Raw genomic sequence first — 24278 nt, forward strand, 5'->3', positions numbered from 1 at the left:
TATAGCGGTCTAATAACTTCCCTCAAGGGAAAAAGATCCGTGGCATACTATTAGCAGAATAATCTACCTACGCGAGACCATGATTTTTACACTCCGCCCATATCAGCAAGAAGCCGTGGATGCCACGCTCAACCATTTTCGTCGTCATAAAACCCCTGCCGTTATCGTGCTGCCCACCGGTGCAGGTAAAAGCCTGGTGATAGCGGAACTGGCGCGGCTGGCGCGTGGTCGCGTGCTGGTGCTGGCACACGTTAAAGAACTGGTGGCGCAAAACCATGCAAAATATCAGGCGCTGGGGCTGGAAGCCGATATTTTTGCCGCCGGGCTAAAGCGCAAAGAGAGCCACGGTAAAGTGGTATTTGGCAGCGTGCAGTCGGTCGCCCGTAATCTTGATGCCTTTCAGGGTGAATTTTCGCTGTTGATTGTCGATGAATGTCATCGTATTGGTGACGATGAAGAGAGCCAGTATCAGCAAATCCTCACTCACCTGACAAAAGTGAATCCCCACTTACGCCTGCTGGGGCTGACTGCCACGCCTTTTCGACTGGGCAAAGGCTGGATTTATCAGTTCCATTATCACGGCATGGTACGCGGGGATGAGAAAGCCCTTTTCCGTGACTGCATTTATGAGCTGCCGCTGCGTTATATGATTAAACACGGCTATCTGACGCCGCCAGAACGGCTGGATATGCCGGTAGTGCAATACGATTTCAGCCGCTTGCAGGCACAGAGTAACGGGCTTTTCAGCGAAGCCGATCTCAACCGCGAGCTGAAAAAACAGCAACGCATTACCCCGCACATCATCAGCCAGATCATGGAGTTTGCCGCAACGCGCAAAGGAGTGATGATTTTCGCCGCCACCGTTGAACACGCCAAGGAGATAGTGGGACTGCTGCCTGCCGAAGATGCAGCACTAATTACTGGCGACACACCCGGCGCTGAGCGCGATGTGTTAATTGAAGATTTTAAAGCCCAGCGTTTTCGCTATCTGGTCAACGTCGCGGTACTGACCACTGGATTTGACGCCCCGCACGTCGATCTTATTGCTATTCTGCGCCCTACCGAATCGGTGAGTCTTTACCAACAAATTGTCGGGCGCGGTCTGCGTCTCGCTCCAGGCAAGACTGATTGCTTAATTCTTGATTATGCGGGTAACCCTCACGATCTCTACGCGCCGGAAGTTGGTACACCGAAAGGCAAAAGTGACAACGTTCCGGTACAGGTTTTCTGCCCTGCCTGCGGTTTTGCCAACACCTTTTGGGGGAAAACGACCGCCGACGGGACATTGATTGAACACTTTGGTCGCCGCTGTCAGGGATGGTTTGAAGATGACGACGGTCATCGAGAACAGTGTGATTTCCGTTTCCGTTTTAAAAATTGCCCGCAATGTAACGCGGAAAACGATATTGCCGCCCGCCGCTGCCGCGAATGTGACACCGTACTGGTTGATCCGGATGATATGTTAAAAGCGGCGCTACGACTGAAAGACGCGCTGGTATTACGCTGTAGCGGCATGTCTTTGCAGCATGGGCACGACGAGAAAGGCGAATGGTTGAAAATCACCTATTACGATGAAGACGGCGCGGATGTGAGTGAGCGTTTCCGTCTACAAACGCCCGCCCAGCGTACCGCCTTCGAACAACTTTTTATCCGTCCGCATACGCGCACACCGGGCATCCCTCTGCGCTGGATCACCGCCGCCGATATCCTCGCCCAGCAAGCCTTACTGCGACACCCGGATTTTGTCGTCGCCCGCATGAAAGGTCAGTACTGGCAAGTGCGTGAAAAAGTGTTCGATTACGAAGGTCGTTTTCGTCGGGCGCACGAATTACGCGGTTAATGGTAGTTTTGATTGATGTATAAGGCGATTGAGTATAGAATCTCGCCCGCTTTTGCATACGCAAAGCAGATCACTTACCTGTTGCTGGGTCGCCTGTAGCAGGATTAATTTAAGAGAGAAAGAAATGTTTACTATCAACGCAGAAGTACGTAAAGAGCAGGGTAAGGGTGCGAGCCGCCGCCTGCGTGCCGCTAACAAGTTCCCGGCAATCATCTACGGTGGCAAAGAAGCGCCGCTGGCTGTCGAACTGGATCACGACAAAGTCATGAACATGCAAGTTAAAGCTGAATTCTACAGCGAAGTTCTGACCATCGTTGTTGACGGTAAAGAAATCAAAGTTAAAGCTCAGGACGTACAGCGTCACCCGTACAAACCGAAGCTGCTGCACATCGACTTCGTTCGCGCTTAATTGCTGAATAAGTTGTAAAAAACCCCGCTCCGGCGGGGTTTTTTGTCTCTGCAAATTATGCCTGATTACGGTATTGCTATTTTTTGCAGGCCAGATAAGGCGTTCACGCCGCATCTGGCATTCAGAACACAAAACCGATTAATTGCCGCCAGACGTCCGGCGCTGCAATTGATCGCGCAAATTCGGCGGCGTGCCTTTAATGGTCAGGGTATCGGTTGCTGGATCCCAGAAGATGCGTTCACCTAACAGCATCGAATCAAAGTTAATAGTCAAGCCACCGCCGCTACCGGCAAACTTCGTCAACTGACGCAGTGTGCTACGGTCTGCCGGGAAGCTCTCTTCCAGTTCGTAGCCTTTTTCAGCCGCAAACTCCGTGAAGCTCACTTCGCTGACGCCTGCCAGCTCTTTCGACAGCGATTCCAGTTCAATCTCTTCACCTGCCTGTAGCTGCTCATTACAGTAGCTATAAACCTGCTGGCGCACGTTCTGTCGCTCTGCTTTATCCAGTTGTGCTTCGGCAGTGAAATCATCGACCGCTTGCAACAGCCCACGGTTTTGCGCTTTCGCGTTTAACCCTTCGCTGGCACCGAGGAAATCCATAAAGAAATCCGCCACTTTGCGCCCTACTCGCCCTTTCAGGAAAGTGAGATAGCGGGTCGACTCTGGATTGGTTTCCCACTCGGTTAAATCGATACGCGCAACAATATCCGCATGATTGATATCAAGATAATGGGTTGGGTTGATGTCGAGATTTTCGTTAACACGCATACTGCTCAGGTTACTCAGAACTGCCACCAGCAGATACTCCACCGCCAGATAGCGATAGTGGCAAAACAGCACGAATCCACCGTCAGCAAAAGGATATTTCGCTAATTCGTCACGCAGGCGACCGGTTGCCGCGCGGCTAAATGCCAGAAAGTCCTCTTCGCCCTGACGCTGTAAGCGCAGCGTCTGCGCCAGTTCACTCTCTTCGCTAAACAAGCCGTAAGCTTTATTTTTGGCGCTATAGACCCGATGCAGTTCTGCCACCATCTCAACGACGGTTTCTGTCGGTTCCAGCAATGAATCGCGCAACACCAGCTCAAGGTTCTGCTCATCACGCTTGATAAGCTGGTGCAGAGCAATCTGGTTGATATCCAGACTCATGATAAACTCTCCTTTAAGACCGGGCGGTATTCAACCACCGCCGGTTAAGCGACGCAATAAAAGATGGCGGTCATTTTACAGAAGGCAGCGTAACGAGAATGATTTAACGCATAAAAAAGCAGAAAAAAAACCGTTGCTACGGTAATATGTTGCCCTTTCATCAACTAACTGATTTCGATTTATGCCACAAATTTCCCGCTACAGTGATGAACAGGTTGAACAATTGCTCGCAGAGCTACTCAACGTACTGGAAAAACATAAGGCTCCGACCGACCTTTCCCTGATGGTGTTAGGCAACATGGTCACTAACCTTATCAACACCAGCATTGCCCCGGCCCAACGCCAGGCAATTGCCAACTCTTTTGCCCGCGCCTTACAGTCCTCTATCAACGAAGACAAAGCGCACTAAGGGAAACAGATAACAGGTTATGGTAACTCATCGTCAGCGCTACCGTGAAAAAGTCTCCCAGATGGTCAGTTGGGGGCACTGGTTTGCACTGTTCAATATTCTGCTTTCGCTCGTCATTGGCAGCCGTTACCTGTTTATCGCCGACTGGCCGACAACGCTTGCTGGTCGCATTTATTCCTACGTAAGCATTATCGGCCATTTCAGCTTCCTAGTGTTCGCCACCTACTTGCTGATCCTCTTCCCGCTGACCTTTATCGTCGGCTCCCAGAGGCTGATGAGGTTTTTGTCCGTCATTCTGGCAACGGCGGGAATGACGCTATTACTGATCGATAGCGAAGTCTTTACTCGTTTCCATCTCCATCTTAATCCCATCGTCTGGCAACTGGTTATCAACCCAGACGAAAATGAGATGGCGCGCGACTGGCAGCTGATGTTCATCAGCGTGCCGGTTATTTTATTGCTTGAACTGGTGTTTGCGACGTGGAGCTGGCAAAAGCTGCGAAGCCTGACGCGTCGTCGACGCTTCGCGCGCCCGCTGGCCGCATTCTTATTTATCGCCTTTATCGCCTCGCATGTGGTTTATATCTGGGCCGATGCCAACTTCTATCGCCCGATCACCATGCAGCGCGCTAACCTACCGCTTTCGTACCCGATGACGGCGCGACGTTTTCTTGAGAAGCATGGTCTGCTTGATGCGCAGGAGTATCAACGCCGTCTCATTGAGCAAGGTAATCCAGACGCCGTTTCCGTTCAGTATCCGTTAAGCGAACTGCGCTATCGCGATATGGGCACCGGGCAGAATGTGCTGTTGATTACTGTCGATGGCCTGAACTACTCACGCTTCGAGAAGCAGATGCCTGCGCTGGCAGGTTTTGCTGAGCAAAATATTTCGTTCACGCGCCATATGAGCTCCGGCAACACTACAGACAACGGCATCTTTGGCCTGTTCTATGGCATCTCGCCGAGCTATATGGACGGTATTCTGTCGACCCGTACGCCTGCGGCATTAATTACTGCGCTTAATCAGCAAGGCTATCAGCTGGGGTTATTCTCATCAGATGGCTTTACCAGCCCGCTGTATCGCCAGGCATTGTTGTCAGATTTCTCGATGCCGAGCGTACGCACCCAATCCGACGAGCAGACCGCCACGCAGTGGATCAACTGGCTGGGCCGCTACGCACAAGAAGATAACCGCTGGTTCTCGTGGGTTTCTTTCAATGGCACTAACATTGACGACAGCAATCAGCAGGCATTTGCACGGAAATATAGCCGGGCGGCAGGCAATGTCGATGACCAGATCAACCGCGTGCTCAATGCACTACGTGATTCTGGCAAACTGGACAATACGGTGGTGATTATCACTGCCGGTCGGGGTATTCCACTGAGCGAAGAGGAAGAAACCTTTGACTGGTCCCACGGTCATCTGCAGGTACCATTAGTGATTCACTGGCCAGGTACGCCGGCGCAGCGTATTAATGCTCTGACTGATCATACCGATCTGATGACGACGCTGATGCAACGCCTGCTACATGTCAGCACACCTGCCAGCGAATATTCGCAAGGTCAGGATTTGTTCAACCCTCAACGCCGTCATTACTGGGTTACCGCCGCGGATAACGATACGCTGGCAATTACCACCCCGAAAAAGACGCTGGTGCTGAACAATAACGGTAAATACCGTACTTACAACTTACGTGGTGAAAGAGTGAAAGATGAAAAACCACAGTTAAGTTTGTTATTGCAAGTACTGACAGACGAGAAGCGTTTTATCGCTAACTGATTAATTATAAATCAGTTAGCAAAATATCTTACTTGCAATCGGTGTGGAAAACGGTAGTATTAACAGCCACGAGTCGGCACGTAGCGCAGCCTGGTAGCGCACCGTCATGGGGTGTCGGGGGTCGGAGGTTCAAATCCTCTCGTGCCGACCAAAAATCCCAAAAAAAAACCAACCGTAAAGGTTGGTTTTTTTATATCTGCATTTAATTCGATAAACAGACCGCGACACATCACGGCCTGTTTATTGTCTGTTATCAGAACGACCAGACCACACCCGCCTGAGTATTCCACGGTGATTCTACCCCTGCGCCATTGCCATAGCTGACAGACAAATGACCGCTTAACGTCGGGGTAAACGATGACCTTATCCCAGCCTGATAAACGCCACGGGTTCCAGCCACATCATTATTAAATTTGCCATCGTCATTAACTTTCACCTGGTTAGAATCGGCGTATTCCTGACGTACGGCGGCTTTCAGCCAGGGTTCCAGCGTCGTACCGTTTTGCAGGTCCATGTGATAGCTTACCGCCGTTCCCGCTTCAGCGCGTAATATGCGGGTATTTCCCACATCCGCACGCATGCCGTTTGATAACGTGTAGTCCTGACCATCTGTGGTAAAGCCGGTAAAGGCCAGATAAGGTCTAACACTCCACAATCCGTCAACCCAACGGAACCCGCTCTCGACATGAGCACCCGCGCCGTTACTATTGTAATCGCCAAACGCTGTTGCCCCATTACTCATCTTGCCATGGATGGTGTTGGCAAAACGGTCAACTTTCACCACCCCATCAACATAGGCACCGTTCTGATGCTCCCAACCGGCATAAGCCCCCAGGGTATAGCTATCGACATTGCCTTTGCCGCCGCGATCAAAACCAATATCAGAATGAGAGTAACCAAAGAACAAGCCGCGAATTGTACTGCTTTCTTCACGGGAGAAACGGCTATCGATACCGAGCGTCAGGCCCGTCAATGTTTGCTCAAAGCCAGCTCCCGCATCAGTGGTCACGTTGTTGCGGGTGTTAATTGCCGAACTCCACATCGCCGTATCGTAACTAACGCCTTTTACGCTACCAAGACGCTCACGCACGGTGTCCAGTTCTGCATCAAATACCAGCGGTTGTGCTGCCGCCATATTCAGCACATCAGTGGTTGAAGGGGTAATTTGCGCGCGATTCTCTGCCAGACTCCAGCTATGGTTGCCATTATCCAGCAAGGTATATTCATACGTACCGATATCAACAACGCCTCCGGCATTGCCCAACGTAAATGCAGCATCACCGCCGCCCGTTGTTACCAGTGTAAGGCTATCACCTGCTGCCGGGCTGGCCCCCGTGTCCGTCACAAATATTTTGAAATCACCTGTTGCCTGACCGGTGACGTTGAGCTGATCGCTCTGATGATTAGCCATATCGGTACGCATATAAAAATTTCCGTTTCCCGACAGGGTATTGGTAGTCAACATAGTGAAATTTTCCGCAGTTGCCGTCACAGATGATCGAGTCACTGGTTCAGCCATCATAATCACATTTGCGCCGGACATCGCAAGGTTGGCTAAGTTGAGGCGAGTGTTTTGGTTCGTCGTAGTGTTATCGGCAATGATGGTCCATGCGCTATTTTCGAGCGAAACATCCGCTTTGCTGGTATCCACGGCACCATGCGTTCTTAAAGAAGCGCCCTCAGAAACCACGACACTACCCACCAACATAGCGGGTGCATAATTTATTTGCGGCTTCATGACCTCAAGAATGCCATCATTCCCTCTGACTGAAACGTTAACCATCGTGCCAGCCCAGACATTAGCGCGGCCATTGTTGATAACCATATTTTCAGAGATGGCTTTAGAGGAATACGTTATACTTCCATTCTGATCTGATCGACCGAGATCATATACCGCATTTGCCTGCACTCTCGTACCAGTATCCTTTCCCAGCGATTGCATAGTGGCATGCTCATCAAGGATAGTGTCAATGGCCTGCGTGTCCTCCATAACAATGAGCCCGGAACCATCATCCAGTTCATAATTTTTTGACACACCATCTTTTATACTAAATTGGCCTTTACTGTTTGTACCACTCACTTCCAGTGCATTCGTTGAGACAATTAATTTTCCGCCTGCTTTTTTATCAACGCCAGTTGCAGTCCCGCCATCCATAACCTCCAGTAAGCCGCCACTATCCACAGTGGTATTATAAGCGAAGTCATTTTCTTCAACTCGCAAACTTCCGCCGTTTTCCAACAGCATATTATTAGCAATACCATCCTTGATATCGAACTGACCGAGACGGTTTGTTCCGAATACCTCCATGGCCCGCGTGGTTGTTTTAATCGCACCGCCTGCTTTCTGATCTACCGCAAATGCTAATCCCCCCTCTTTAACCTCCAGTAATCCTCCCTTTTCGATAGCGGCAAAGACGGTAATCCCATCTTTTTCAATAATTAAGCGCCCGCCTTTAATGGTGGTATCATTCGCTGCGCCATAAACCTGTAGCACACCATTATTGAGGGTAGTCTGGTTTGCTGCGCCACCCATTTGAACAATTTGATAACCATCATTTAATACTGAGTATTCTGCGGTGCCATTCATTTCAATGTACTGATACCCGCCGTTAATTTCAGTATTACTACTTATACCAAATTCTTTAATATGCTGTTCTCCGCCAGGATTGATTTTCGTATTATTGGCGGTCCCATAAACCAGCTGGATATCTTTTTCCAGGACAACACCATCAACTGTCTCACCATACTCAACTGTTGATGCCAATGCTATGGGTGAATATAACGCTGTAGCCACCAGAACAGATATTGCGGAACGACAAAGAGAAACAGAACCAGATTGATGCATTGAGCTTTCATCCTATGAAATTAATTGCTGTTAAAAGCATTGGGTAGAGAAAATACCCATAGCTCCATACCCGGAGTCAGTTTTTAAAAACTGTTTAAAGAAATGCACAAGTATTGTGATTGATTTTTTAGTTGTTTTTCTTGATGAGAAGCTGATGCAAAATTCCGTCTTTATAATGAAAATGATGCCAAAGCGAACGACAAGGTTGTAGTTTTCGCTACATGTCCATACATAAAATGGGGTAACATTCACGCGCCTGGTAGCGTTACCAACGCTACGCTCAAACATAATGATTCTAATAAAACCTCAGGAGACTACTATGCCTGAAGCAACGCCTTTTCAGGTGATGATTGTGGATGATCATCCACTTATGCGACGCGGTGTTCGTCAGTTACTGGAGCTTGATCCTGGCTTTGAAGTGGTCGCCGAAGCGGGCGACGGCGCGAGCGCGATCGATCTGGCGAATAGACTGGATATCGACGTGATCTTGCTGGATCTCAATATGAAAGGTATGAGTGGCCTGGATACCCTCAATGCCTTGCGCAGGGATGGCGTTACCGCGCAAATTATTATCCTGACCGTATCAGATGCCTCCAGCGATGTCTTTGCGCTGATAGACGCAGGCGCAGACGGTTATCTGTTGAAAGACAGCGACCCGGAAGTGTTGCTGGAAGCGATTCGTGCCGGAGCGAAAGGCAGCAAAGTCTTTAGCGAACGCGTCAATCAGTACTTACGTGAACGTGAAATGTTTGGAGCAGAAGAAGATCCCTTCAGCGTGCTGACGGAGCGCGAGCTGGATGTTCTGCACGAGCTGGCACAGGGGCTGTCAAATAAACAGATTGCCTCGGTGTTGAATATTTCCGAGCAGACAGTAAAAGTACACATTCGCAATCTGCTGCGTAAACTCAATGTCCGCTCACGCGTGGCGGCCACCATTCTGTTCCTGCAACAACGCGGGGCACAATAAAAATAGCCCGATGGCATCACCATCGGGCCTCTTATTATTTACTCTCCTGCGGCGACAAATGTTGCATCGCCTGCGCGATACTACGTTCAATCACCGCACGGCGAGTATCGTTGGCAGGTAAGAGTTTCAACATCATCTCCCACGCGGCAACGGCTTCGCCAAATCGCTGCTGCTCAAAGGCATTAAACGCATACATGCTTAACACACGGATATTACTATGATCCGTTCTCACCAGCTGACGTAGCAGTTCACCGCCGAGGCGGTTGTCGTTGGGATCAGATGAACGTGTCAACGCTTCAGCGTATCCCAGTGCAGCATCGCTGTTTTTCGGATCGAGGCGATACGCAGTAGCGTATGCATCGGTGGCGATACTGGCGTTACCCAGCGCCATGCCAACGCGGCCCAACATAATCCAGCCTTCTATATCTCCCGGATTTTTTTGCAGTTGAGTACGCATCCCCAGCGCAAGGCGCGACATCTCTTCTTCGTTGAGCGGATCGGCTTTCGGATCCAGCGCCCTGTCCAGTAACGCCGGAGCCTGTGCCGTGGCCTGCTGCCAGATTTTCACCTGCTGATAATTGCCCGTCTGGTAGTAGCTGACGCCAGCCACAATTAACGCCACCACAATACCCGGCAGATAAACAATATATCCGGCACGCTTACCTTCCGGCACGCTTTGTTCAGGAAACGCGTCCGGCACCACGCGTACCCGACGCCGCGAACGGGCGTAAATGACCCAACCTCCAATGCCAATAGCCACTACCGGAAGCACCCACAGCAGCACGGTCAGCGGCGTTAACGGCGGATCGTAAGTGACGAAGTTGCCGTAACGCGCCACCATATAATCGACAATCTCTTTCTTACTTTTACCTTCCTGCATCAGTTCATACACTTTCTGGCGCAGGTCGGTGGCAATCATCGAGTTGGAATCGGCAATGCTGTTGTTCTGGCATTTCGGGCAGCGTAGTTCTTCAGTGAGTTGCCGGAACTGCTGCTCCTGCGCTTCATCCTTAAACTGCAACACGTCGATGGTCGCCAGCGCTGAGCCGGAGATCATCAGCATCAGCACGCCCAATAAAAACCTCATTGTGCGGCCTCCTTACTGTATTTCTCCCACAGCGGCTTGATCTCTTCTTCCCAGACGCGAGGATTGAGATCGCCCGCATGGCGATAGCGAATGATGCCGTTGCCGTCGATGAGGAACGTTTCTGGCGCGCCATAGACACCGAGATCCAGTCCTAACATGCCGTCGCCATCAAACAGGCTTAGTACGTAAGGATTGCCCAGCTCTTTCAGCCAGCTGATTGCCTTCTGGCGATCGTCTTTATAGTTCATGCCGACCACGCGGATGCCCTGCGCAGAAAGCTGATTCAGATATTGATGTTCCGCACGGCAGGTCGGACACCAGGTCGCCCAGACGTTAAGCAGCACTGGTTTGCCCTGAGTCAGCACATCCGCCTGATAAAACTGCCCCGGATTGTCCAGTGATTCGAGGCGAAACTTCGGCACTGGCTTGCCAATGAGCGCCGATTCCAGATTGGTCGGATCATCCCCTTCGGCATTACGCGCCAGCTGCCACAGCAGCGCCGCGGCAATCGCCAGGAAGATAATCAACGGAATTAACAATACTTTGCGCTTCATACAGCCTCCGGCGCAGTTTTCTGCGGGTTCACGCGCTTACGATAGCGAGGATCAAACAGACACAGCAGTCCGCCCAACGCCATCATCAGCCCGCCCGCCCAAATCCAGCGAACAAACGGTTTGTAGTAAAGACGCACAGCCCACGCGCCGTTTTCCAGCTCTTCACCGAGCGCGGCGTACAGGTCACGCATGATGCCACCGTCAATCGCCGCTTCGGTCATCATCGACCCAGCAGTGTTGTAATAACGTTTTTCCGCATACAGCACCGTTTCCGGCTTGCCATCTCGCGTTACGCCGATAGTCGCCACACCGCCGCGCCAGTTCGGGCCAGTCACCTCTTTGACATCACGGAAGGTGAAGCGATATTCATGAATATCGACGCTATCGCCGGACTTCATGCGCACATCACGCTCAACGCTATAGTTCTGGCTAAAGGCAATGCCAACAATTGTCACTGCCAGCCCCAGGTGAGCCGCCACCATCCCCCAATAACTGAAGGTGGTTTTCGTGCCGCGTGAAATACGCAGCGCAGCTTCCGCAATTGCCAGCACCGCAATCCAGCAGGCCATTGCCAGGCCGAGCACCGTCATCGCAACAACTTTGCTTTCGAACAGCCACGGCAACAGCAGAGACAGCACCAGCGTAGAGATGAAGGCGATAATCAATAAATTGCGGATTTTACGTGGGCGATCGCGCCCCCAGCGCACCAGAGGACCGACACCCAGCAGTAGCGCAAACGGCACCATCAGCCAGGTAAACATGGTGTTGAAGAACGGTTCGCCAATCGAAATACTGCCCAGTCCCAGTTGCTTGTGCACCAGCGGCAGCAGCGTCCCCAGCAACACCACCAGCATCGCGGCGACCAGCAAAACGTTGTTCGCTAACAGCAGAGATTCCCGCGACCACAGCGCATTGTTTACGCGTGAGCGAACTTTGTGTCCACGCGCGGCAAACAGCAGCAGCGAACCGCCAATCACCAGCACCATAAAGGCGAGGATAAACATACCGCGCGCCGGATCAGACGCAAACGCGTGTACCGATACCAGCACGCCGGAACGCACCAGGAAAGTCCCCAGCAGACACAACGAGAAGGCACTGATTGCCAGCAGTAATGTCCACGCTTTGAAGCTGGCGCGTTGTTCAGTGACCGCCAGTGAGTGCATCAGCGCAGTCCCCACCAGCCACGGCATAAACGAGGCGTTTTCTACCGGATCCCAGAACCACCAGCCGCCCCAGCCGAGTTCGTAATAGGCCCATGCGGAACCGAGCACAATGCCGAGCGTCAGGAAGATCCACGCCGCCAGCGTCCACGGGCGGGTAAAACGCGTATAGGTGCTGTCCAGACGCCCACTCAACAAAGAAGCAATGGCGAAAGCAAACGCCACCGAGAAACCGACGTACCCCATATAAAGCAGAGGCGGATGGAAGATCAGCCCCGGATCCTGTAACAGCGGGTTAAGATCGCGACCTTCAATCGGGAAGTTCGGCAACGTGCGTGAGAACGGGTTAGAGGTAAAGAGAATGAACAGCAAAAAGCCGACGCTGACCATCCCCATTATCGCCAGTACGCGGGCCACAATATCCAGCGGAATACGCTGACTAAAAATCGCCACCGCAAAGGTCCAGCCGCTCATCAGCAGCACCCACAGCAGAAGCGAACCTTCATGCGCGCCCCAGGTAGCCGCCACGCGATACCACACCGGAAGCTGGGTATTGGAGTTGCTGGCAACATAGGTGACGGTAAAGTCGTTGACCACGAAAGCATTGACCAGCACCAGAAATGCGCCAGCTACAGACATAAACAGCAGCCAGGCAAACAAGCGGGAAGACGCCATCATGCGCGCATCTCCGCGCGCCACGCCCCATAGCGGATACACGGACAGCAGCAGCGCAACTCCTAGCGCCAGACACAGCAGTCCGTTACCAATTTCCGGCATCATGATGCTGGGTCCTTATAAACACTCGCCGGGCGACGGTGATTGGCTTCCATCGCTTTCTCAACTTCTGGCGGCGTGTAGTTTTCATCATGTTTCGCCAGCACTTCTTTCGCGAGGATATGATTGCCTTTTTCCAGTTCGCCCTGCACCACAACGCCCTGCCCTTCACGGAACAGATCCGGCAAAATGCCTTCGTAAGAGACATCTACTGAACCTTCAGCGTCGTAAATGGTGAAAGTTACTTTTAGCGAATTGGGATCGCGCTGCACACTACCCGGCATCACCATCCCGCCAACGCGCAGACGCTGACCGACTTCCGGCATTTGCTGAGTTTCACGCTTGCCGTAGAGAATTTCCCCCGGCGTATAAAAGAGATCGATATTCGAGCGCAGCGCATATAGCACCAGACCGATAGTCAGCGCCAGCCCTGCCAACACGGCACAGGCAATCCACAAGCGGTTTTTACGGCGAATATTCATGCAGCCTCCTGCTGTTGCGCAGCACGTAAACGCGCCTCACGCGCCCGCTGTTGCGCCACGCCACGCAGAATTGCGCGATGCTGCATCACCGAGTGCACGACCAAAACCACCAGCGGAATAACGGTCATCACCACCGCCAGCCAGACAAAAAAGGCGTAACCGCCCATTGCGAAAAATTCATTCCAGGAAGCAAATGCAGGGGTCATTTACGGCCTCTTTTCAGTATCAGTTCACTCACCCACGGACGGCGTTTTTCCATCAGCAAAATCAAATTACGCATCCGCATCAGCGTCAGCGTGGCAGACAGCAGCAGGAAGCCAAAAATCGACCAGCGCAGCGGCGAACGCATCGCCGGATCGATACTTTGCTGCATCCGCGTTGATCCCTGATGCAGGGTGTTCCACCACTCCACGGAGTAATGAATAATCGGCAGATTCACCACGCCAATCAGCACCAGAATACCTGCCGCACGGCCCGCCAGACGCCGGTCGTCGAAGGCGTGCCACAGGGCAATTACACCAACATACAGAAACAGCAGCACCAGTTCAGAAGTCAGGCGTGCGTCCCATACCCACCAGGTGCCCCACATCGGTTTTCCCCATGCAGAGCCGGTAACCAGGGCAATAAAGGTAAACACGGCACCAATGGGGGCCATCGCCGCCACCGCCAGGTTGGCCATTTTCATCTGCCAGACAAGGCCAATAAACGCCGCCACCGCCATTGATGCATAAATGCCCATCGACCAGATCGCCGCAGGCACATGCAGGTAGATAATGCGGTAGCTATTTCCCTGTTGATAATCAGCCGGAGCAAAGCCGAATCCCCAGATCCAGCCGACGGTAAGCACGACCACACTGGCAATTGCCAGCCACGGTATAAACCAGCCACAGATTTGATACAGCCGTGGTGGGATCGCCAGTTGATGCAGTGTTTTCCACATAGTTTCGATACCAGACTCGAACAAAAATCAGTAATCCAGCGTTATTGAATGCTGATTCGTAACGCTGCCGCCGTCGCAAAAGGACTTAATGTCGCGGTGCCTGCCAGCAACGCGCCTAAAATTGCCAGATACCCATCAACGGGCAAATGCATAGAAGCCGCGTCCATCGCGGCGGTGGCAAAGATGAGTAATGGGATAGTCAGCGGTAATACGAGAATGCTGAGCAGCACACCACCGCGCTTAAGTCCCACTGTCAGCGCCACGCCCGGTGCTCCGAGAAAGCCAAGCGTAGGGGTTCCCAGCAGTAGCGTCAGCGCCATCACTTGCCAGCCATAAACATCCATTCCCAGTAGCATTGCTACCAGGGGCGAAAGGATAAGTAACGGCAGACCGGTTACCATCCAGTGCGCCATCACCTTCGCCAGCACAACGGCGGGCAAGGGTAACGGCAACAACATCAATTGTTCAAGACTGCCGTCCTGCAAATCGTCACGGAACAGACGCTCCAGTGCCAGCAAGGATGAAAGCAGTGCGGCAACCCAGATAACGCCCGGTGCAATACGCGCCAGCAGTTGCGGCTCCGGACCGATACTGAGCGGAAAAAGGGTAATGACAATCAGGAAGAACCACAGCGGGTTGGCGATTTCGGCGCTGTGGCGAAACGCTACGCGCAGCTCAAGACGGAAAATGCGCCAGAACATCATGCGGCCCTCGTTTGCGTCAGTGAAATGCGGCGAATTTTACTTTCAGCAACGTTGAGCGGCTGGTGGGTAGTCAGAATCACAATCCCCCCCTGCTCCGTATGCTGCGCCATACGCTGGGTCAGACGATCGACGCCGTTAACGTCAATCGCGGTAAAAGGCTCGTCGAGGATCCATAACGTGGCACGGGTCAGCCACAGACGCGCTAAAGCGACGCGGCGTTGTTGCCCGGCAGAAAGTTGATTTACCGGAATATCTTCGAATCCGGCAAGCCCGGCCTGCGCCAGAGCTTCCAGACATTGTGCGGTATCGCCATCGCGATGATAAAAGTGCAGATTTTCTAACGCCGTCAGCCGGGTTTTGATCCCCGGCTGATGGCCTATCCATAACAGGTTTTGATGGTAGCTGTCGCGAACCTGATGCAAGGGCTGCCCTTGCCAGAGAACGTCACCCGCATCAGGGCGAGACAACCCCGTCAGCAAACGGAGAAGCGTTGTCTTCCCCGCGCCGTTGCTACCGGTGATTTGTACCCACTCTCCTGCGTTCAGCGTAAATGACAAGCCACTAAATAAGGTTCGTTCATCCCGCTCGCAAAGTAACTCTCTGGCTTCAAGCATACCCACGCAATAACCCTGTTAAAAACCTGGCTCGACTTCGCGCATATCGGGCAGCTTGTGCGCTATCCCTTTATGGCAATCAATACAGGTTTGCCCATCTTTCACCGCCTGGTCATGCATCTTCGCGGCAACCGATTTCTGGGCGGTTGTATCCATATACTCGAAGTTGTGACAGTTACGGCACTCCTGCGAGTTATTGTCCTTCATGCGCCGCCACTCATTCTGTGCCATCGTCAGGCGATGAGCTTCAAATTTCTGCGGCGTGTCAATAACGCCAAAAATTTTACCATACAGCTCTTTACTTGCTTTGAGCTTGCGTATCATCTTCGGCACAAACTCGTGCGGAACGTGACAATCCGGACAGGTCGCACGAACGCCGCTACGGTTGTTGTAGTGCACGGAATCCATGTATTCCTGATACACCGTGTTACGCATTTCGTGGCAGCTAATGCAGAACTCTTCGGTATTGGCTTTTTCCATCCCGGTGTTAAAGCCGCCCCAGAAGACGATGCCGCCAACAAAGCCGATCAACAGCAGCGTCCCCAGCGCCAGACGGCTGGGGGTACGCCACCATTTCCACAGGCGCTTAATCAGACCAGGCTTACGGTCAGAATTTCCCATAATAACCTCTTATTTCCCGTAACCTTTTGACGGGGTAAAGGTATTCCCCACGATTGGCGCGGTATCAGCCTGCGGTACGTGACATTGCAGACAGAAATAACGACGCGGAGCCACTTCCGCGCCCACTTTGCCGTCGCTGTCCATAAAGTGAGTAGGACTGATGCGCGGTGCGCCAGTGGTGCGATAGCTTTCGACACCGTGGCACTGCAAGCAGCGGTTGGTATTGGTCGTTACCTGATAACCTTCAACGCTATGCGGGATCATTGGCGGCTGATTCACATAGTTCAGCGGCATCCGTTCCTGCTCTTTTGGCATCCGAATGGCCCCTTCCTGCGTCCCGGATACTTCCGGCGACTGGCTAAAATCGACGCCATTAGCCGCCCAAACCGCGCCGCTCACCACCAGGGCCAGCATCGCCGTCCATTGACACAGCGCTTTCTTCAGGTCATGGCTTTTCATGATTTCGCTCCCGAACTCCATCGTGTAGTTATTGTAAATACATCCTCAGAACAGACATCCACGCAGCGACCGCACGTCATGCAATCGCGGCTGGTGACCTGCACCGGGCTTTGTTCATCCAGCACCGGGGCACGTAGCACATGCGGTTCCGGGCAAACATGAAAACAATCCATACAGCGGTTACATTTCTGCCGATCGCTGGCCGCAACGGTAATGACACCTTTGCTACCCAGCACGCCATACAGCGCGCCAACCGGACAAATGTGCCCGCACCAGCCGTGTTCAACGACCAGTAGATCAAATAAAAACAGCGCGAGAATAAGCAGCGCGCCGCTGCCGAATCCCATTACCAGACTGCGCCCCATCAGGGAAACGGGGTTGATCCATTCCCAGATGAGTGTGCCGGTTAAGGCCGATCCCAGCAGAATGACCACCAACAGCACGTAGCGAATGTGGCGAGGGATCGTCGCAGACTGATTGAGGTCAAAGCGCCTGCGTAACCAGTTCGCTAAGTCGGTAATCGGGTTCAGCGGGCAGACCCAGCTGCAAAATAATCGCTTTCCTGCCAGCGCGTAGAGCACGGTGATAATTACCGCACCGGTCAACGCCACCGTGGCAGGCAGATGACCGCTGGCAAGACTTTGCAGCGTCATCAGCGGATCGGTCAGCGGAACGGTGTCGAATAACAGGCTACTGCTGTAGTTGCCGTGCAAGATCCACACACCAAACCACGGACCGCTCAAAAACATCCCCAGCACGAAGAACTGACAAAGGCGACGTAACACCAGCCAACGGTGGCTGCGCCACCAGCCTTTTTTCTCCAGCGCCTCGCGCCCGGCGTCACGTTTACGATTTGCCATTGTTCCCCTCCAGCCAGCCGAAGCGGTAATGGTGACCTAACTCCCCTTTCGCCAGTGACAGCGGTAACACCTTGATTGCCGGTTGTTCCAGCACGCACACTTTTTCGCACTTACCGCAGCCGGTACAGGCGTCGCTGTGAACCGTCGGCAGAAAGCGGGCGTGCTTACCGGTACGCGTGTTGCGCTCCAGCTCCAGGGTGATGGCCTCATCAATTTTCGGGCATTCGCGATAACAAACATCGCAGCGCAGCCCCTGAAAGTTGAGACAGTTTTCCTGGTCCACCAGCACCGCCAGCCCCATCCGCGCGTCGTCGATCGATTCGATCTCACGATCCAGCGCACCGCTCGGGCACACTTTGGCGCACGGAATGTCCTCACACATTTCGCAAGGAATATCCCGTGCGACAAAATATGGCGTGCCCGCCGACAGGCCAGAAGCCAGCGTCGCCAGTTTTAAGGTGTCATAAGGGCAAGCCTGAACACACTGACCGCAACGCACACAGGCACTGGCAAAGGCGTTCTCGTTTATGGCTCCGGGCGGGCGCAACCGCACGCCAGATGCGCGTGCGGTTTGCTGTTGTAACCCCAGCGCCACACCCACGGCAGCCAGCCCGCCTGCTGTGCGAACAACATCGCGCAGAAAGCGGCGGCGACCATTTTGAGGTTTCGCTGACCGGGACATAATGGCTTACACCTTCTCCAGTTTGACCGCGCACTTCTTGAAGTCCGTCTCTTTCGAGAGCGGATCGGTCGCGTCCAGCGTCAGTTTGTTAACCAGCTGTGCGGCGTCGAAGAACGGCATGTACACCAGGCCCTGTGGCGGACGGTTACGACCGCGCGTTTCAACAATCGAGATCACTTCGCCACGGCGAGAAACCACTTTCACTTTGTCGCCACGGCGCAGATCGCGCGCTTTCGCATCCAACGGGTGAATAAACAGGACCGCTTCCGGGAAGGCACGGTGCAGTTCCGGCACACGGCGAGTCATACTGCCGGTGTGCCAGTGCTCCAGAACGCGTCCGGTAGAGAGCCACAGGTCGTACTCTTCATCCGGTGCTTCCGCCGCCGGTTCGAAAGGCAGCGCGAAAATCACCGCTTTGCCATCCGGTTTACCGTAGAACTTGTAGCCTTCGCCCGCTTTCACGTACGGGTCGTTACCTTCGCTGTAACGCCACTGCGTTTCTTTACCGTTCACCACCGGCCAGCGCAGACCGCGCGCTTTGTGGTAGTCATCGAACGGTGCCAGATCGTGACCGTGACCGCGACCAAACCATGCGTACTCTTCGAACAGCCCTTTTTGCAGATAGAAGCCCAGCTCGCGGGATTCATCGTTCAGCTGATCTTCCGCCAGTTCGGATAGCGGGAATTTGCTCACTTCCGGGGTGGCATACAGAACTTCGTACAGCGTTTTGCCACGCAGTTCCGGTTTCTTCGCCAGCAGCTCTTCCGGCCATACTTCTTCAGTTTTGAAGCGGCGGGAGAACTGGACTAACTGCCAGAGATCCGATTTCGCTTCGCCCGGTGCCTGTACCTGCTGACGCCAGAACTGAGTACGGCGTTCGGCGTTACCGTAAGCCCCCTCTTTCTCTACCCACATTGCGGTCGGCAGGATCAAGTCGGCGGCCAGCGCACTGACTGTCGGATACGGATCGGAAACGATGATAAAGTTGCGCGGATCGCGCCAGCCCGGCATACGCTCTTCATTGATGTTCGGCCCGGCCTGCATGTTGTTGGTACACATGGTCCAGTAAACATTCAGCTTGCCGTCTTTCAGCGCACGGTCTTGTGCTACCGCGTGCAGACCGATTTTCGCCGGAATGGTGCCGCTCGGGATATTCCACTTCTTCTCGCAGATATCACGATGTTTCTCGTTAGTCACCACCATGTCCGCAGGCAGACGGTGAGCAAAGGTGCCCACTTCACGCGCAGTACCACACGCGGAAGGCTGCCCGGTCAGGGAGAACGGACCGCAACCCGGCTGGGAAATTTTGCCGGTCAGCAGGTGCAGGTTGTAGACCAGGTTGTTAGCCCACACACCGCGGGTATGCTGGTTGAAGCCCATCGTCCAGTAGGAGATGACTTTCTTGTTCGGATCGGCATACAGCTGCGCCAGTTGCTCTAACTGGTCTTTCGGCACACCGGTCATTTCAGCAGTTTTTTCCAGCGTATACTCGGCAACGAAGGCTTTGTAATCTTCAAAGCTCATCGGTTCGGAGGCGTCAGAACCTGGATTCTTCGCTGCTTTTTCCAGCGGATGGGTCGGACGTAAACCGTAGCCGATGTCCGTCGCGCCTTTGCGCAGGTTAACGTGTTTGCTGAAGAAGTCCTGATTTATCGCATTGTTTTGAATGATATAGTTGGCGATGTAGTTCAGGATCACCAGGTCAGATTGCGGCGTAAAGATGATGCCGTTATCCGCCAGCTCGAAGCTACGATGCTGGTAGGTAGAAAGCACCGCCACGGTGACGTTCTGGTTGGAGAGACGACGGTTAGTGATGCGCGACCAGAGGATCGGGTGCATCTCCGCCATGTTTGCGCCCCACAGCACAAACGCGTCAGCCTGCTCGATGTCGTCATAGCAGCCCATCGGCTCATCCATACCAAAGGTACGCATAAAGCCAACTACCGCCGACGCCATACAGTGACGCGCGTTCGGGTCGATGTTGTTCGAACGGAATCCCGCTTTGAACAGCTTGGACGCGGCATAACCTTCCCAGATAGTCCACTGACCAGAACCGAACATACCGATCGATTCCGGCCCTTTTTCTTTCAGGGCGGTTTTGAATTTCTCTTCCATCACATCGAAGGCCTGATCCCAGGTGATTGGGGTAAATTCGCCTTCTTTGTCATATTTACCGTTTTTCATACGCAGAAGCGGCTGCGTCAAACGGTCTTTACCGTACATGATTTTGGGCAGGAAATAGCCCTTAATGCAGTTCAGGCCACGGTTAACCGGTGCGTCCGGGTCGCCCTGACAGGCCACCACACGCCCCTGCTGCGTTCCGACCAGAACGCCGCAACCAGTACCGCAGAAACGGCACGGCGCTTTATCCCATTTAATGGCTTCCTGCTGACCAACAACGGCGCGGGCAACGCCCGGCACGCTGAGACCGGCAGCCGCCGCAGCGGCCGCAACGGCGTTAGCTTTCATAAAGCTACGACGACTGAGTTTCATGGTGTTTCCTCACCTTGCTCTTCCTGCTGGTGATAAACCAGCGACACCGCCAGCACGCCCTCTACGTTGCGTACTGACTCAATGGTTTGGATCAGCGTTTCGCTGTCTTCTGCTTCCACCACCACAATCAACTGACCGCTCGGCGCGTCGCTGACAGCAACTTCACAGCCGGGAAAGGCGTTCAGTTGGGTGCTGATGTCTGAAATTCGTTCGCTTTTGGCCTGCACGACCAGGCTGCAAACTTGCCAGTTAGTGTGCATGGAGATACTCCGCAGTTATGGCTGATACCGGACAGCTGGCTGCACATGCTCCACATCCGTTGCAAAGTTGGCTATTAAGTTGCGGCTGGTAGATCCCGGAGAGCGTCGGGCGAAAGATAATTGCCATTGGCTCACAGCTATCCTGACAGCGGCGGCATTCAACTGACTGATACGCCAGGCACGCGTCCCCAATGGTGAACTGCAAATCCCAGGCCCTGGTGTGGCGCGGAGAAAATAGCGATTCGGGGCAAGCCTGCGCGCAGGCGTAACAGAAGCTGCACTCGTTATTTTTGAAGTTAACGCTCGGATAGCCGCCCGCGCCGCGTTGCAGAATGTTGTTTTCACAAGCATTAATACAGGCGTCGCAGCGGGTGCAATGGGTCAGAAAATGAGATTCATCACCGGACCAGGGCGGACGGATACCGTTACTGGCTTTGCGCCAGCGACCAGTGAGTATGCCCCGACGGGATGCATCAATCTTCACATTGACCTTCCATCATTAACGCGCTCTGAAAATTGAGAGCGACCAAATAAACCGCATAATTAATAAGCCATTTTTATAGCCGCTAAGATATTAAAGGATGTGTCAAAGATGCATACCCCGATCGGGGTAAAACCTGTAGCAGGATCAAAAGAGTGGCGGGAAGCGTGGCAAAAACGGGTTTTTGCTCACATTTCAAATGGTTATAAACATATTTATATAGCGATTAATTCACCAGAAATATTTCTGTTGGTTTGCTCTCTCATCAGAATTTAACACTAAAAGAGCAGGTAAAATTATCTGAATGTTCTTTAAGTTATTCATAAAGCAAATTAATAAATCTGATGAATATGTTAACCTTCAGCGACATCATCGGTGAAAACCTATAAATGAAGAAGGAAAGCAAAAATGAAGACCATTCTACCTGCAGTATTGTTTGCCGCTTTCGCCACCACCTCCGCCTGGGCGGCAGAGAGCGTCCAGCCACTGGAAAAAATCGCGCCTTATCCACAAGCTGAAAAAGGCATGAAGCGTCAGGTGATTCAGTTAACCCCGCAAGAAGATGAATCTACCCTGAAAGTAGAACTGTTAATCGGTCAGACGCTGGAAGTCGACTGCAATTTACATCGTCTCGGCGGGAAGCTGGAAAGCAAAACGCTGGAAGGCTGGGGCTATGATTATTATGTCTTTGATAAAGTCAGTTCCCCGGTTTCGACGATGATGGCCTGCCCGGATGGCAAAAAAGAGAAGAAATTTGTCACCGCGTATCTGGGCGATGCTGGAATGCTGCGTTACAACAGCAAGCTGCCGATCGTGGTGTATACGCCAGACAATGTAGATGTGAAGTACCGCGTCTGGAAGGCGGAAGAGAAAATTGACAACGCGGTAGTTCGCTAAACTGCCGTGAAGTGCGGCACCCGCCAGGTCGGATAAGGCGGTCACGCCGCATCCGACATCTAACGCCCGAGCCGGTTGCCTGATGCGACGCTGACGCGTCTTATCTGCATACGCCACATCCGGCATACCATGCCGGATGTGGCACATCATCACAACGCAATATCCGCCACTTCTTTTTGAACGGGTTGCGGTTTCAACTGCGGTTTCGGCGTACTATCTGCTGCCTGCGGCTTGTCGTATTTCAGCCCCAGCACTTCGCTGGTGTACTGCAACTCGCGTTCTGTTGCCGCTACATCACCGTTCAGCTTGCGTCCATAAGACGGAACGATCGCCTTCAACGTTGCCTGCCATTGCGGGCTGGAAACGCGATCGCCAAATACTTTTTCCAGCAGATTCAACATAATCGGCGCGGCGGTTGACGCCCCTGGCGATGCCCCCAGCAGCGCGGCAATAGTCCCTTGCTGGTCGCTGACCACTTCGGTACCCAGACGCAGTACGCCACCTTTCTCGGCATCACGCTTGATAATCTGTACGCGCTGCCCTGCTTGCCACAAACGCCAGTCCTCTTTTTTCGCTTGCGGATAGTACTCTTTCAACGCTTCAAAACGATCCTCTTCACTCAACATCACCTGACTCACCAGATATTTCACCAGATCGAAATTATCCAGCCCGACGTGCATCATCGGCATCACGTTAGAGGTGGTGGTGGAACTCATCAGATCCCACAATGAACCGTTTTTGAGGAATTTGGTTGAGAAGGTGGCAAATGGCCCAAACAGCACGACGCGTTTACCGTCCAGAACACGGGTATCGATATGCGGAACCGACATCGGTGGTGCGCCAACGGATGCTTTACCGTAAACCTTCGCCAGATGGTGATTAACCACGTCCGGGTTTTCCGAAACAAGGAACTGTCCGCCCACCGGGAAACCGGCGTAGTCTTTCGCTTCCGGAATACCCGATTCCTGTAACAACTTCAGCGCCGCACCGCCCGCGCCGATAAAGACAAATTTGGCGCGGATGTTCTGTGCAGTGCCGTTTTTCAGATCGGCAACAGTGACGGTCCAGGTGTTATCGTCATTACGCTTTAGGGCGCGGACTTCGCTGCTGAGTTGCAGCGAAAAATTAGATTTCTTCTGCAAGGAAGCAATTAACTGGCGGGTGATCTCGCCATAGTTCACATCAGTACCAATTTCCGTACGCGTGGCTGCCACTTTCTGTTGCGGATCGCGCCCTTCCATCACTAACGGTGCCCACTCTTTGATCTGCGCGTGATCTTCAGAGTAACGCATACCGCGAAACAGCGAGCTTTGTTGCAACGCGGCGTAACGGGCGCGCAGGAAATTGACGTTATCCTCGCCCCAGACAAAGCTCATATGTGGAACGGTATTAATAAATGAACGTGGGGTTCGCAGCACACCACGTTCGACCTGGTGCGCCCAGAACTGGCGGGAAATCTGGAATGCTTCGTTAATGGCGACTGCTTTTTCAATACTGATGCTGCCATCGGCGTTTTGCGGAGTGTAATTGAGTTCCATCAGTGCAGAATGCCCGGTTCCGGCGTTGTTCCAGCCGTTCGAACTCTCCTGCGCGACACCCTCCAGGCGCTCCACCATGGTCATCGACCATTCAGGCTCCAGCTCGCGTAAATAGGTCCCCAACGTGGCGCTCATAATGCCGCCGCCAATCAACAGTACATCAGTTTCCTGCTCCTCGGACGCTTTCGCTTTTGCCGCCATCGAAACGGCATTAAGCCCCACGGCCATCGAGAAGAGCATGGCAGTCACTTTTTTCATCTTGTTAATGCCTTACTT

The 24278-nt window shown here is 53.0% G+C and carries 25 protein-coding genes and 1 tRNA gene; 8 read left to right on the forward strand and 18 right to left on the reverse strand.

Annotated elements, in window-relative coordinates:
- Nucleotides 1–79: 79 nt before the first annotated feature.
- Complete coding sequence (locus ACJHXB_RS10960; protein WP_000578056.1) at nt 80–1840, forward strand: DEAD/DEAH box helicase; 1761 nt, start codon at nt 80–82, stop codon at nt 1838–1840.
- Nucleotides 1841–1964: 124 nt separating this feature from the next.
- A complete protein-coding gene (rplY, locus tag ACJHXB_RS10965; RefSeq protein ID WP_000494186.1) occupies nt 1965–2249 on the forward strand; it encodes a 50S ribosomal protein L25 in 285 nt (94 codons plus the stop codon).
- A gap of 138 nt (nt 2250–2387) precedes the next feature.
- Here the strand turns inward: rplY and yejK are convergent, their stop codons facing one another.
- Nucleotides 2388–3395, reverse strand: coding sequence for a nucleoid-associated protein YejK (gene yejK / locus ACJHXB_RS10970; RefSeq protein WP_000050790.1), 1008 nt, complete (start codon nt 3393–3395; stop codon nt 2388–2390).
- Nucleotides 3396–3576: 181 nt separating this feature from the next.
- Here yejK and ACJHXB_RS10975 point away from each other — a divergent pair, with 181 nt between their 5' ends.
- From ACJHXB_RS10975 to ACJHXB_RS10985, 3 genes are all read left to right on the forward strand, one after another.
- Nucleotides 3577–3804 carry a YejL family protein gene (locus tag ACJHXB_RS10975; RefSeq protein WP_001135667.1) on the forward strand — a complete coding sequence of 76 codons (228 nt, stop codon included), beginning with the start codon at nt 3577–3579 and terminating at the stop codon, nt 3802–3804.
- Between the two features lie 19 nt (nt 3805–3823).
- Entirely contained in the window at nt 3824–5584 is a 1761-nt protein-coding gene (gene yejM, locus ACJHXB_RS10980; protein WP_000256203.1) for an LPS biosynthesis-modulating metalloenzyme YejM, read from the forward strand.
- Between the two features lie 74 nt (nt 5585–5658).
- A tRNA-Pro gene (locus tag ACJHXB_RS10985) sits at nt 5659–5735 on the forward strand.
- Nucleotides 5736–5837: 102 nt separating this feature from the next.
- Here ACJHXB_RS10985 and yejO read toward each other — a convergent pair.
- Complete coding sequence (yejO, locus tag ACJHXB_RS10990; RefSeq protein ID WP_001604671.1) at nt 5838–8429, reverse strand: autotransporter YejO; 2592 nt, start codon at nt 8427–8429, stop codon at nt 5838–5840.
- Nucleotides 8430–8748: 319 nt separating this feature from the next.
- Here yejO and narP point away from each other — a divergent pair, with 319 nt between their 5' ends.
- Nucleotides 8749–9396, forward strand: a complete 648-nt coding sequence (gene narP / locus ACJHXB_RS10995) for a nitrate/nitrite response regulator protein NarP (protein ID WP_001113637.1) — start codon at nt 8749–8751, stop codon at nt 9394–9396.
- Between the two features lie 34 nt (nt 9397–9430).
- On the opposite strand, the gene ccmH is transcribed toward narP, so the two are convergent.
- The 15 genes from ccmH to napF are packed head-to-tail and all read right to left on the reverse strand — an operon-like array spanning nt 9431 to nt 21570.
- Entirely contained in the window at nt 9431–10483 is a 1053-nt protein-coding gene (ccmH, locus tag ACJHXB_RS11000) for a cytochrome c-type biogenesis thiol:disulfide oxidoreductase CcmH (RefSeq protein ID WP_001211558.1), read from the reverse strand.
- Nucleotides 10480–11037 carry a thiol:disulfide interchange protein DsbE gene (gene dsbE, locus ACJHXB_RS11005; protein WP_000824447.1) on the reverse strand — a complete coding sequence of 186 codons (558 nt, stop codon included), beginning with the start codon at nt 11035–11037 and terminating at the stop codon, nt 10480–10482. Before dsbE ends, ccmH begins: the two co-directional genes overlap by 4 nt.
- Nucleotides 11034–12977, reverse strand: coding sequence for a cytochrome c-type biogenesis heme lyase CcmF (gene ccmF / locus ACJHXB_RS11010; RefSeq protein ID WP_000982474.1), 1944 nt, complete (start codon nt 12975–12977; stop codon nt 11034–11036). Before ccmF ends, dsbE begins: the two co-directional genes overlap by 4 nt.
- Nucleotides 12974–13453 carry a cytochrome c maturation protein CcmE gene (ccmE, locus tag ACJHXB_RS11015; RefSeq protein WP_001026418.1) on the reverse strand — a complete coding sequence of 160 codons (480 nt, stop codon included), beginning with the start codon at nt 13451–13453 and terminating at the stop codon, nt 12974–12976. The genes ccmF and ccmE overlap by 4 nt, the downstream gene beginning before the upstream one ends.
- Nucleotides 13450–13659 carry a heme exporter protein CcmD gene (gene ccmD / locus ACJHXB_RS11020; RefSeq protein ID WP_000186540.1) on the reverse strand — a complete coding sequence of 70 codons (210 nt, stop codon included), beginning with the start codon at nt 13657–13659 and terminating at the stop codon, nt 13450–13452. The genes ccmE and ccmD overlap by 4 nt, the downstream gene beginning before the upstream one ends.
- A complete protein-coding gene (ccmC, locus tag ACJHXB_RS11025) occupies nt 13656–14393 on the reverse strand; it encodes a heme exporter protein CcmC (RefSeq protein ID WP_001295447.1) in 738 nt (245 codons plus the stop codon). The genes ccmD and ccmC overlap by 4 nt, the downstream gene beginning before the upstream one ends.
- Nucleotides 14394–14434: 41 nt before the next feature.
- The gene (ccmB, locus tag ACJHXB_RS11030) at nt 14435–15097 is read right to left on the reverse strand and encodes a heme exporter protein CcmB (RefSeq protein WP_000971741.1); all 663 of its coding nucleotides are present in this window, start codon (nt 15095–15097) and stop codon (nt 14435–14437) included.
- Nucleotides 15094–15717 carry a cytochrome c biogenesis heme-transporting ATPase CcmA gene (gene ccmA / locus ACJHXB_RS11035; RefSeq protein WP_000525568.1) on the reverse strand — a complete coding sequence of 208 codons (624 nt, stop codon included), beginning with the start codon at nt 15715–15717 and terminating at the stop codon, nt 15094–15096. The genes ccmB and ccmA overlap by 4 nt, the downstream gene beginning before the upstream one ends.
- A 12-nt stretch (nt 15718–15729) precedes the next feature.
- Nucleotides 15730–16332: a cytochrome c-type protein NapC gene (gene napC / locus ACJHXB_RS11040; protein WP_000528376.1), complete on the reverse strand. Its 603-nt coding sequence runs from the start codon at nt 16330–16332 to the stop codon at nt 15730–15732.
- Nucleotides 16333–16341: 9 nt separating this feature from the next.
- Nucleotides 16342–16791, reverse strand: a complete 450-nt coding sequence (napB, locus tag ACJHXB_RS11045) for a nitrate reductase cytochrome c-type subunit (protein ID WP_000835177.1) — start codon at nt 16789–16791, stop codon at nt 16342–16344.
- Nucleotides 16788–17651 carry a quinol dehydrogenase ferredoxin subunit NapH gene (gene napH / locus ACJHXB_RS11050; RefSeq protein WP_000013503.1) on the reverse strand — a complete coding sequence of 288 codons (864 nt, stop codon included), beginning with the start codon at nt 17649–17651 and terminating at the stop codon, nt 16788–16790. Before napH ends, napB begins: the two co-directional genes overlap by 4 nt.
- The gene (napG, locus tag ACJHXB_RS11055; protein WP_000091291.1) at nt 17638–18333 is read right to left on the reverse strand and encodes a ferredoxin-type protein NapG; all 696 of its coding nucleotides are present in this window, start codon (nt 18331–18333) and stop codon (nt 17638–17640) included. Before napG ends, napH begins: the two co-directional genes overlap by 14 nt.
- Before the next feature lie 6 nt (nt 18334–18339).
- Nucleotides 18340–20826: a periplasmic nitrate reductase subunit alpha gene (napA, locus tag ACJHXB_RS11060; RefSeq protein ID WP_000778064.1), complete on the reverse strand. Its 2487-nt coding sequence runs from the start codon at nt 20824–20826 to the stop codon at nt 18340–18342.
- The gene (gene napD, locus ACJHXB_RS11065; protein WP_000557378.1) at nt 20823–21086 is read right to left on the reverse strand and encodes a chaperone NapD; all 264 of its coding nucleotides are present in this window, start codon (nt 21084–21086) and stop codon (nt 20823–20825) included. Before napD ends, napA begins: the two co-directional genes overlap by 4 nt.
- On the reverse strand, nt 21076–21570 hold the full coding sequence (gene napF, locus ACJHXB_RS11070; RefSeq protein WP_000686723.1) for a ferredoxin-type protein NapF: 495 nt from the start codon (nt 21568–21570) through the stop codon (nt 21076–21078). Before napF ends, napD begins: the two co-directional genes overlap by 11 nt.
- A 108-nt stretch (nt 21571–21678) precedes the next feature.
- Here napF and ACJHXB_RS11075 point away from each other — a divergent pair, with 108 nt between their 5' ends.
- Both ACJHXB_RS11075 and eco read left to right on the forward strand, forming a co-directional pair.
- Nucleotides 21679–21843, forward strand: coding sequence for a hypothetical protein (locus ACJHXB_RS11075; RefSeq protein WP_410233495.1), 165 nt, complete (start codon nt 21679–21681; stop codon nt 21841–21843).
- 132 nt (nt 21844–21975) lie between these two features.
- Nucleotides 21976–22464: a serine protease inhibitor ecotin gene (gene eco, locus ACJHXB_RS11080; RefSeq protein ID WP_000849214.1), complete on the forward strand. Its 489-nt coding sequence runs from the start codon at nt 21976–21978 to the stop codon at nt 22462–22464.
- 149 nt (nt 22465–22613) lie between these two features.
- Here the strand turns inward: eco and mqo are convergent, their stop codons facing one another.
- Nucleotides 22614–24260: a malate dehydrogenase (quinone) gene (gene mqo / locus ACJHXB_RS11085; protein ID WP_000758076.1), complete on the reverse strand. Its 1647-nt coding sequence runs from the start codon at nt 24258–24260 to the stop codon at nt 22614–22616.
- Between the last annotated feature and the right edge of the window lie 18 nt (nt 24261–24278).

The sequence above is a fragment of the Escherichia sp. WS3227_2 genome (assembly GCF_046486495.1).
In the GTDB taxonomy this organism is placed as follows: Bacteria; Pseudomonadota; Gammaproteobacteria; order Enterobacterales; family Enterobacteriaceae; genus Escherichia; species Escherichia coli.

Bases quoted from the DNA above. Each gene is read 5' to 3' on its own strand.
- yejK (WP_000050790.1), bottom strand. From the start codon at position 3,395: ATGAGTCTGGATATCAACCAGATTGCTCTGCACCAGCTTATCAAGCGT.
- ccmH (WP_001211558.1), bottom strand. From the start codon at position 10,483: ATGAGGTTTTTATTGGGCGTGCTGATGCTGATGATCTCCGGCTCAGCG.
- dsbE (WP_000824447.1), bottom strand. From the start codon at position 11,037: ATGAAGCGCAAAGTATTGTTAATTCCGTTGATTATCTTCCTGGCGATT.
- napA (WP_000778064.1), bottom strand. From the start codon at position 20,826: ATGAAACTCAGTCGTCGTAGCTTTATGAAAGCTAACGCCGTTGCGGCC.
- ACJHXB_RS10960 (WP_000578056.1), top strand. From the start codon at position 80: ATGATTTTTACACTCCGCCCATATCAGCAAGAAGCCGTGGATGCCACG.
- narP (WP_001113637.1), top strand. From the start codon at position 8,749: ATGCCTGAAGCAACGCCTTTTCAGGTGATGATTGTGGATGATCATCCA.
- ccmD (WP_000186540.1), bottom strand. From the start codon at position 13,659: ATGACCCCTGCATTTGCTTCCTGGAATGAATTTTTCGCAATGGGCGGT.
- napD (WP_000557378.1), bottom strand. From the start codon at position 21,086: ATGCACACTAACTGGCAAGTTTGCAGCCTGGTCGTGCAGGCCAAAAGC.
- yejO (WP_001604671.1), bottom strand. From the start codon at position 8,429: ATGCATCAATCTGGTTCTGTTTCTCTTTGTCGTTCCGCAATATCTGTT.
- napC (WP_000528376.1), bottom strand. From the start codon at position 16,332: ATGGGAAATTCTGACCGTAAGCCTGGTCTGATTAAGCGCCTGTGGAAA.
- napG (WP_000091291.1), bottom strand. From the start codon at position 18,333: ATGTCCCGGTCAGCGAAACCTCAAAATGGTCGCCGCCGCTTTCTGCGC.
- yejM (WP_000256203.1), top strand. From the start codon at position 3,824: ATGGTAACTCATCGTCAGCGCTACCGTGAAAAAGTCTCCCAGATGGTC.
- ACJHXB_RS11075 (WP_410233495.1), top strand. From the start codon at position 21,679: ATGCATACCCCGATCGGGGTAAAACCTGTAGCAGGATCAAAAGAGTGG.
- rplY (WP_000494186.1), top strand. From the start codon at position 1,965: ATGTTTACTATCAACGCAGAAGTACGTAAAGAGCAGGGTAAGGGTGCG.
- ccmF (WP_000982474.1), bottom strand. From the start codon at position 12,977: ATGATGCCGGAAATTGGTAACGGACTGCTGTGTCTGGCGCTAGGAGTT.
- napH (WP_000013503.1), bottom strand. From the start codon at position 17,651: ATGGCAAATCGTAAACGTGACGCCGGGCGCGAGGCGCTGGAGAAAAAA.
- ccmB (WP_000971741.1), bottom strand. From the start codon at position 15,097: ATGATGTTCTGGCGCATTTTCCGTCTTGAGCTGCGCGTAGCGTTTCGC.
- eco (WP_000849214.1), top strand. From the start codon at position 21,976: ATGAAGACCATTCTACCTGCAGTATTGTTTGCCGCTTTCGCCACCACC.
- ccmE (WP_001026418.1), bottom strand. From the start codon at position 13,453: ATGAATATTCGCCGTAAAAACCGCTTGTGGATTGCCTGTGCCGTGTTG.
- napB (WP_000835177.1), bottom strand. From the start codon at position 16,791: ATGAAAAGCCATGACCTGAAGAAAGCGCTGTGTCAATGGACGGCGATG.
- ccmC (WP_001295447.1), bottom strand. From the start codon at position 14,393: ATGTGGAAAACACTGCATCAACTGGCGATCCCACCACGGCTGTATCAA.
- mqo (WP_000758076.1), bottom strand. From the start codon at position 24,260: ATGAAAAAAGTGACTGCCATGCTCTTCTCGATGGCCGTGGGGCTTAAT.
- ACJHXB_RS10975 (WP_001135667.1), top strand. From the start codon at position 3,577: ATGCCACAAATTTCCCGCTACAGTGATGAACAGGTTGAACAATTGCTC.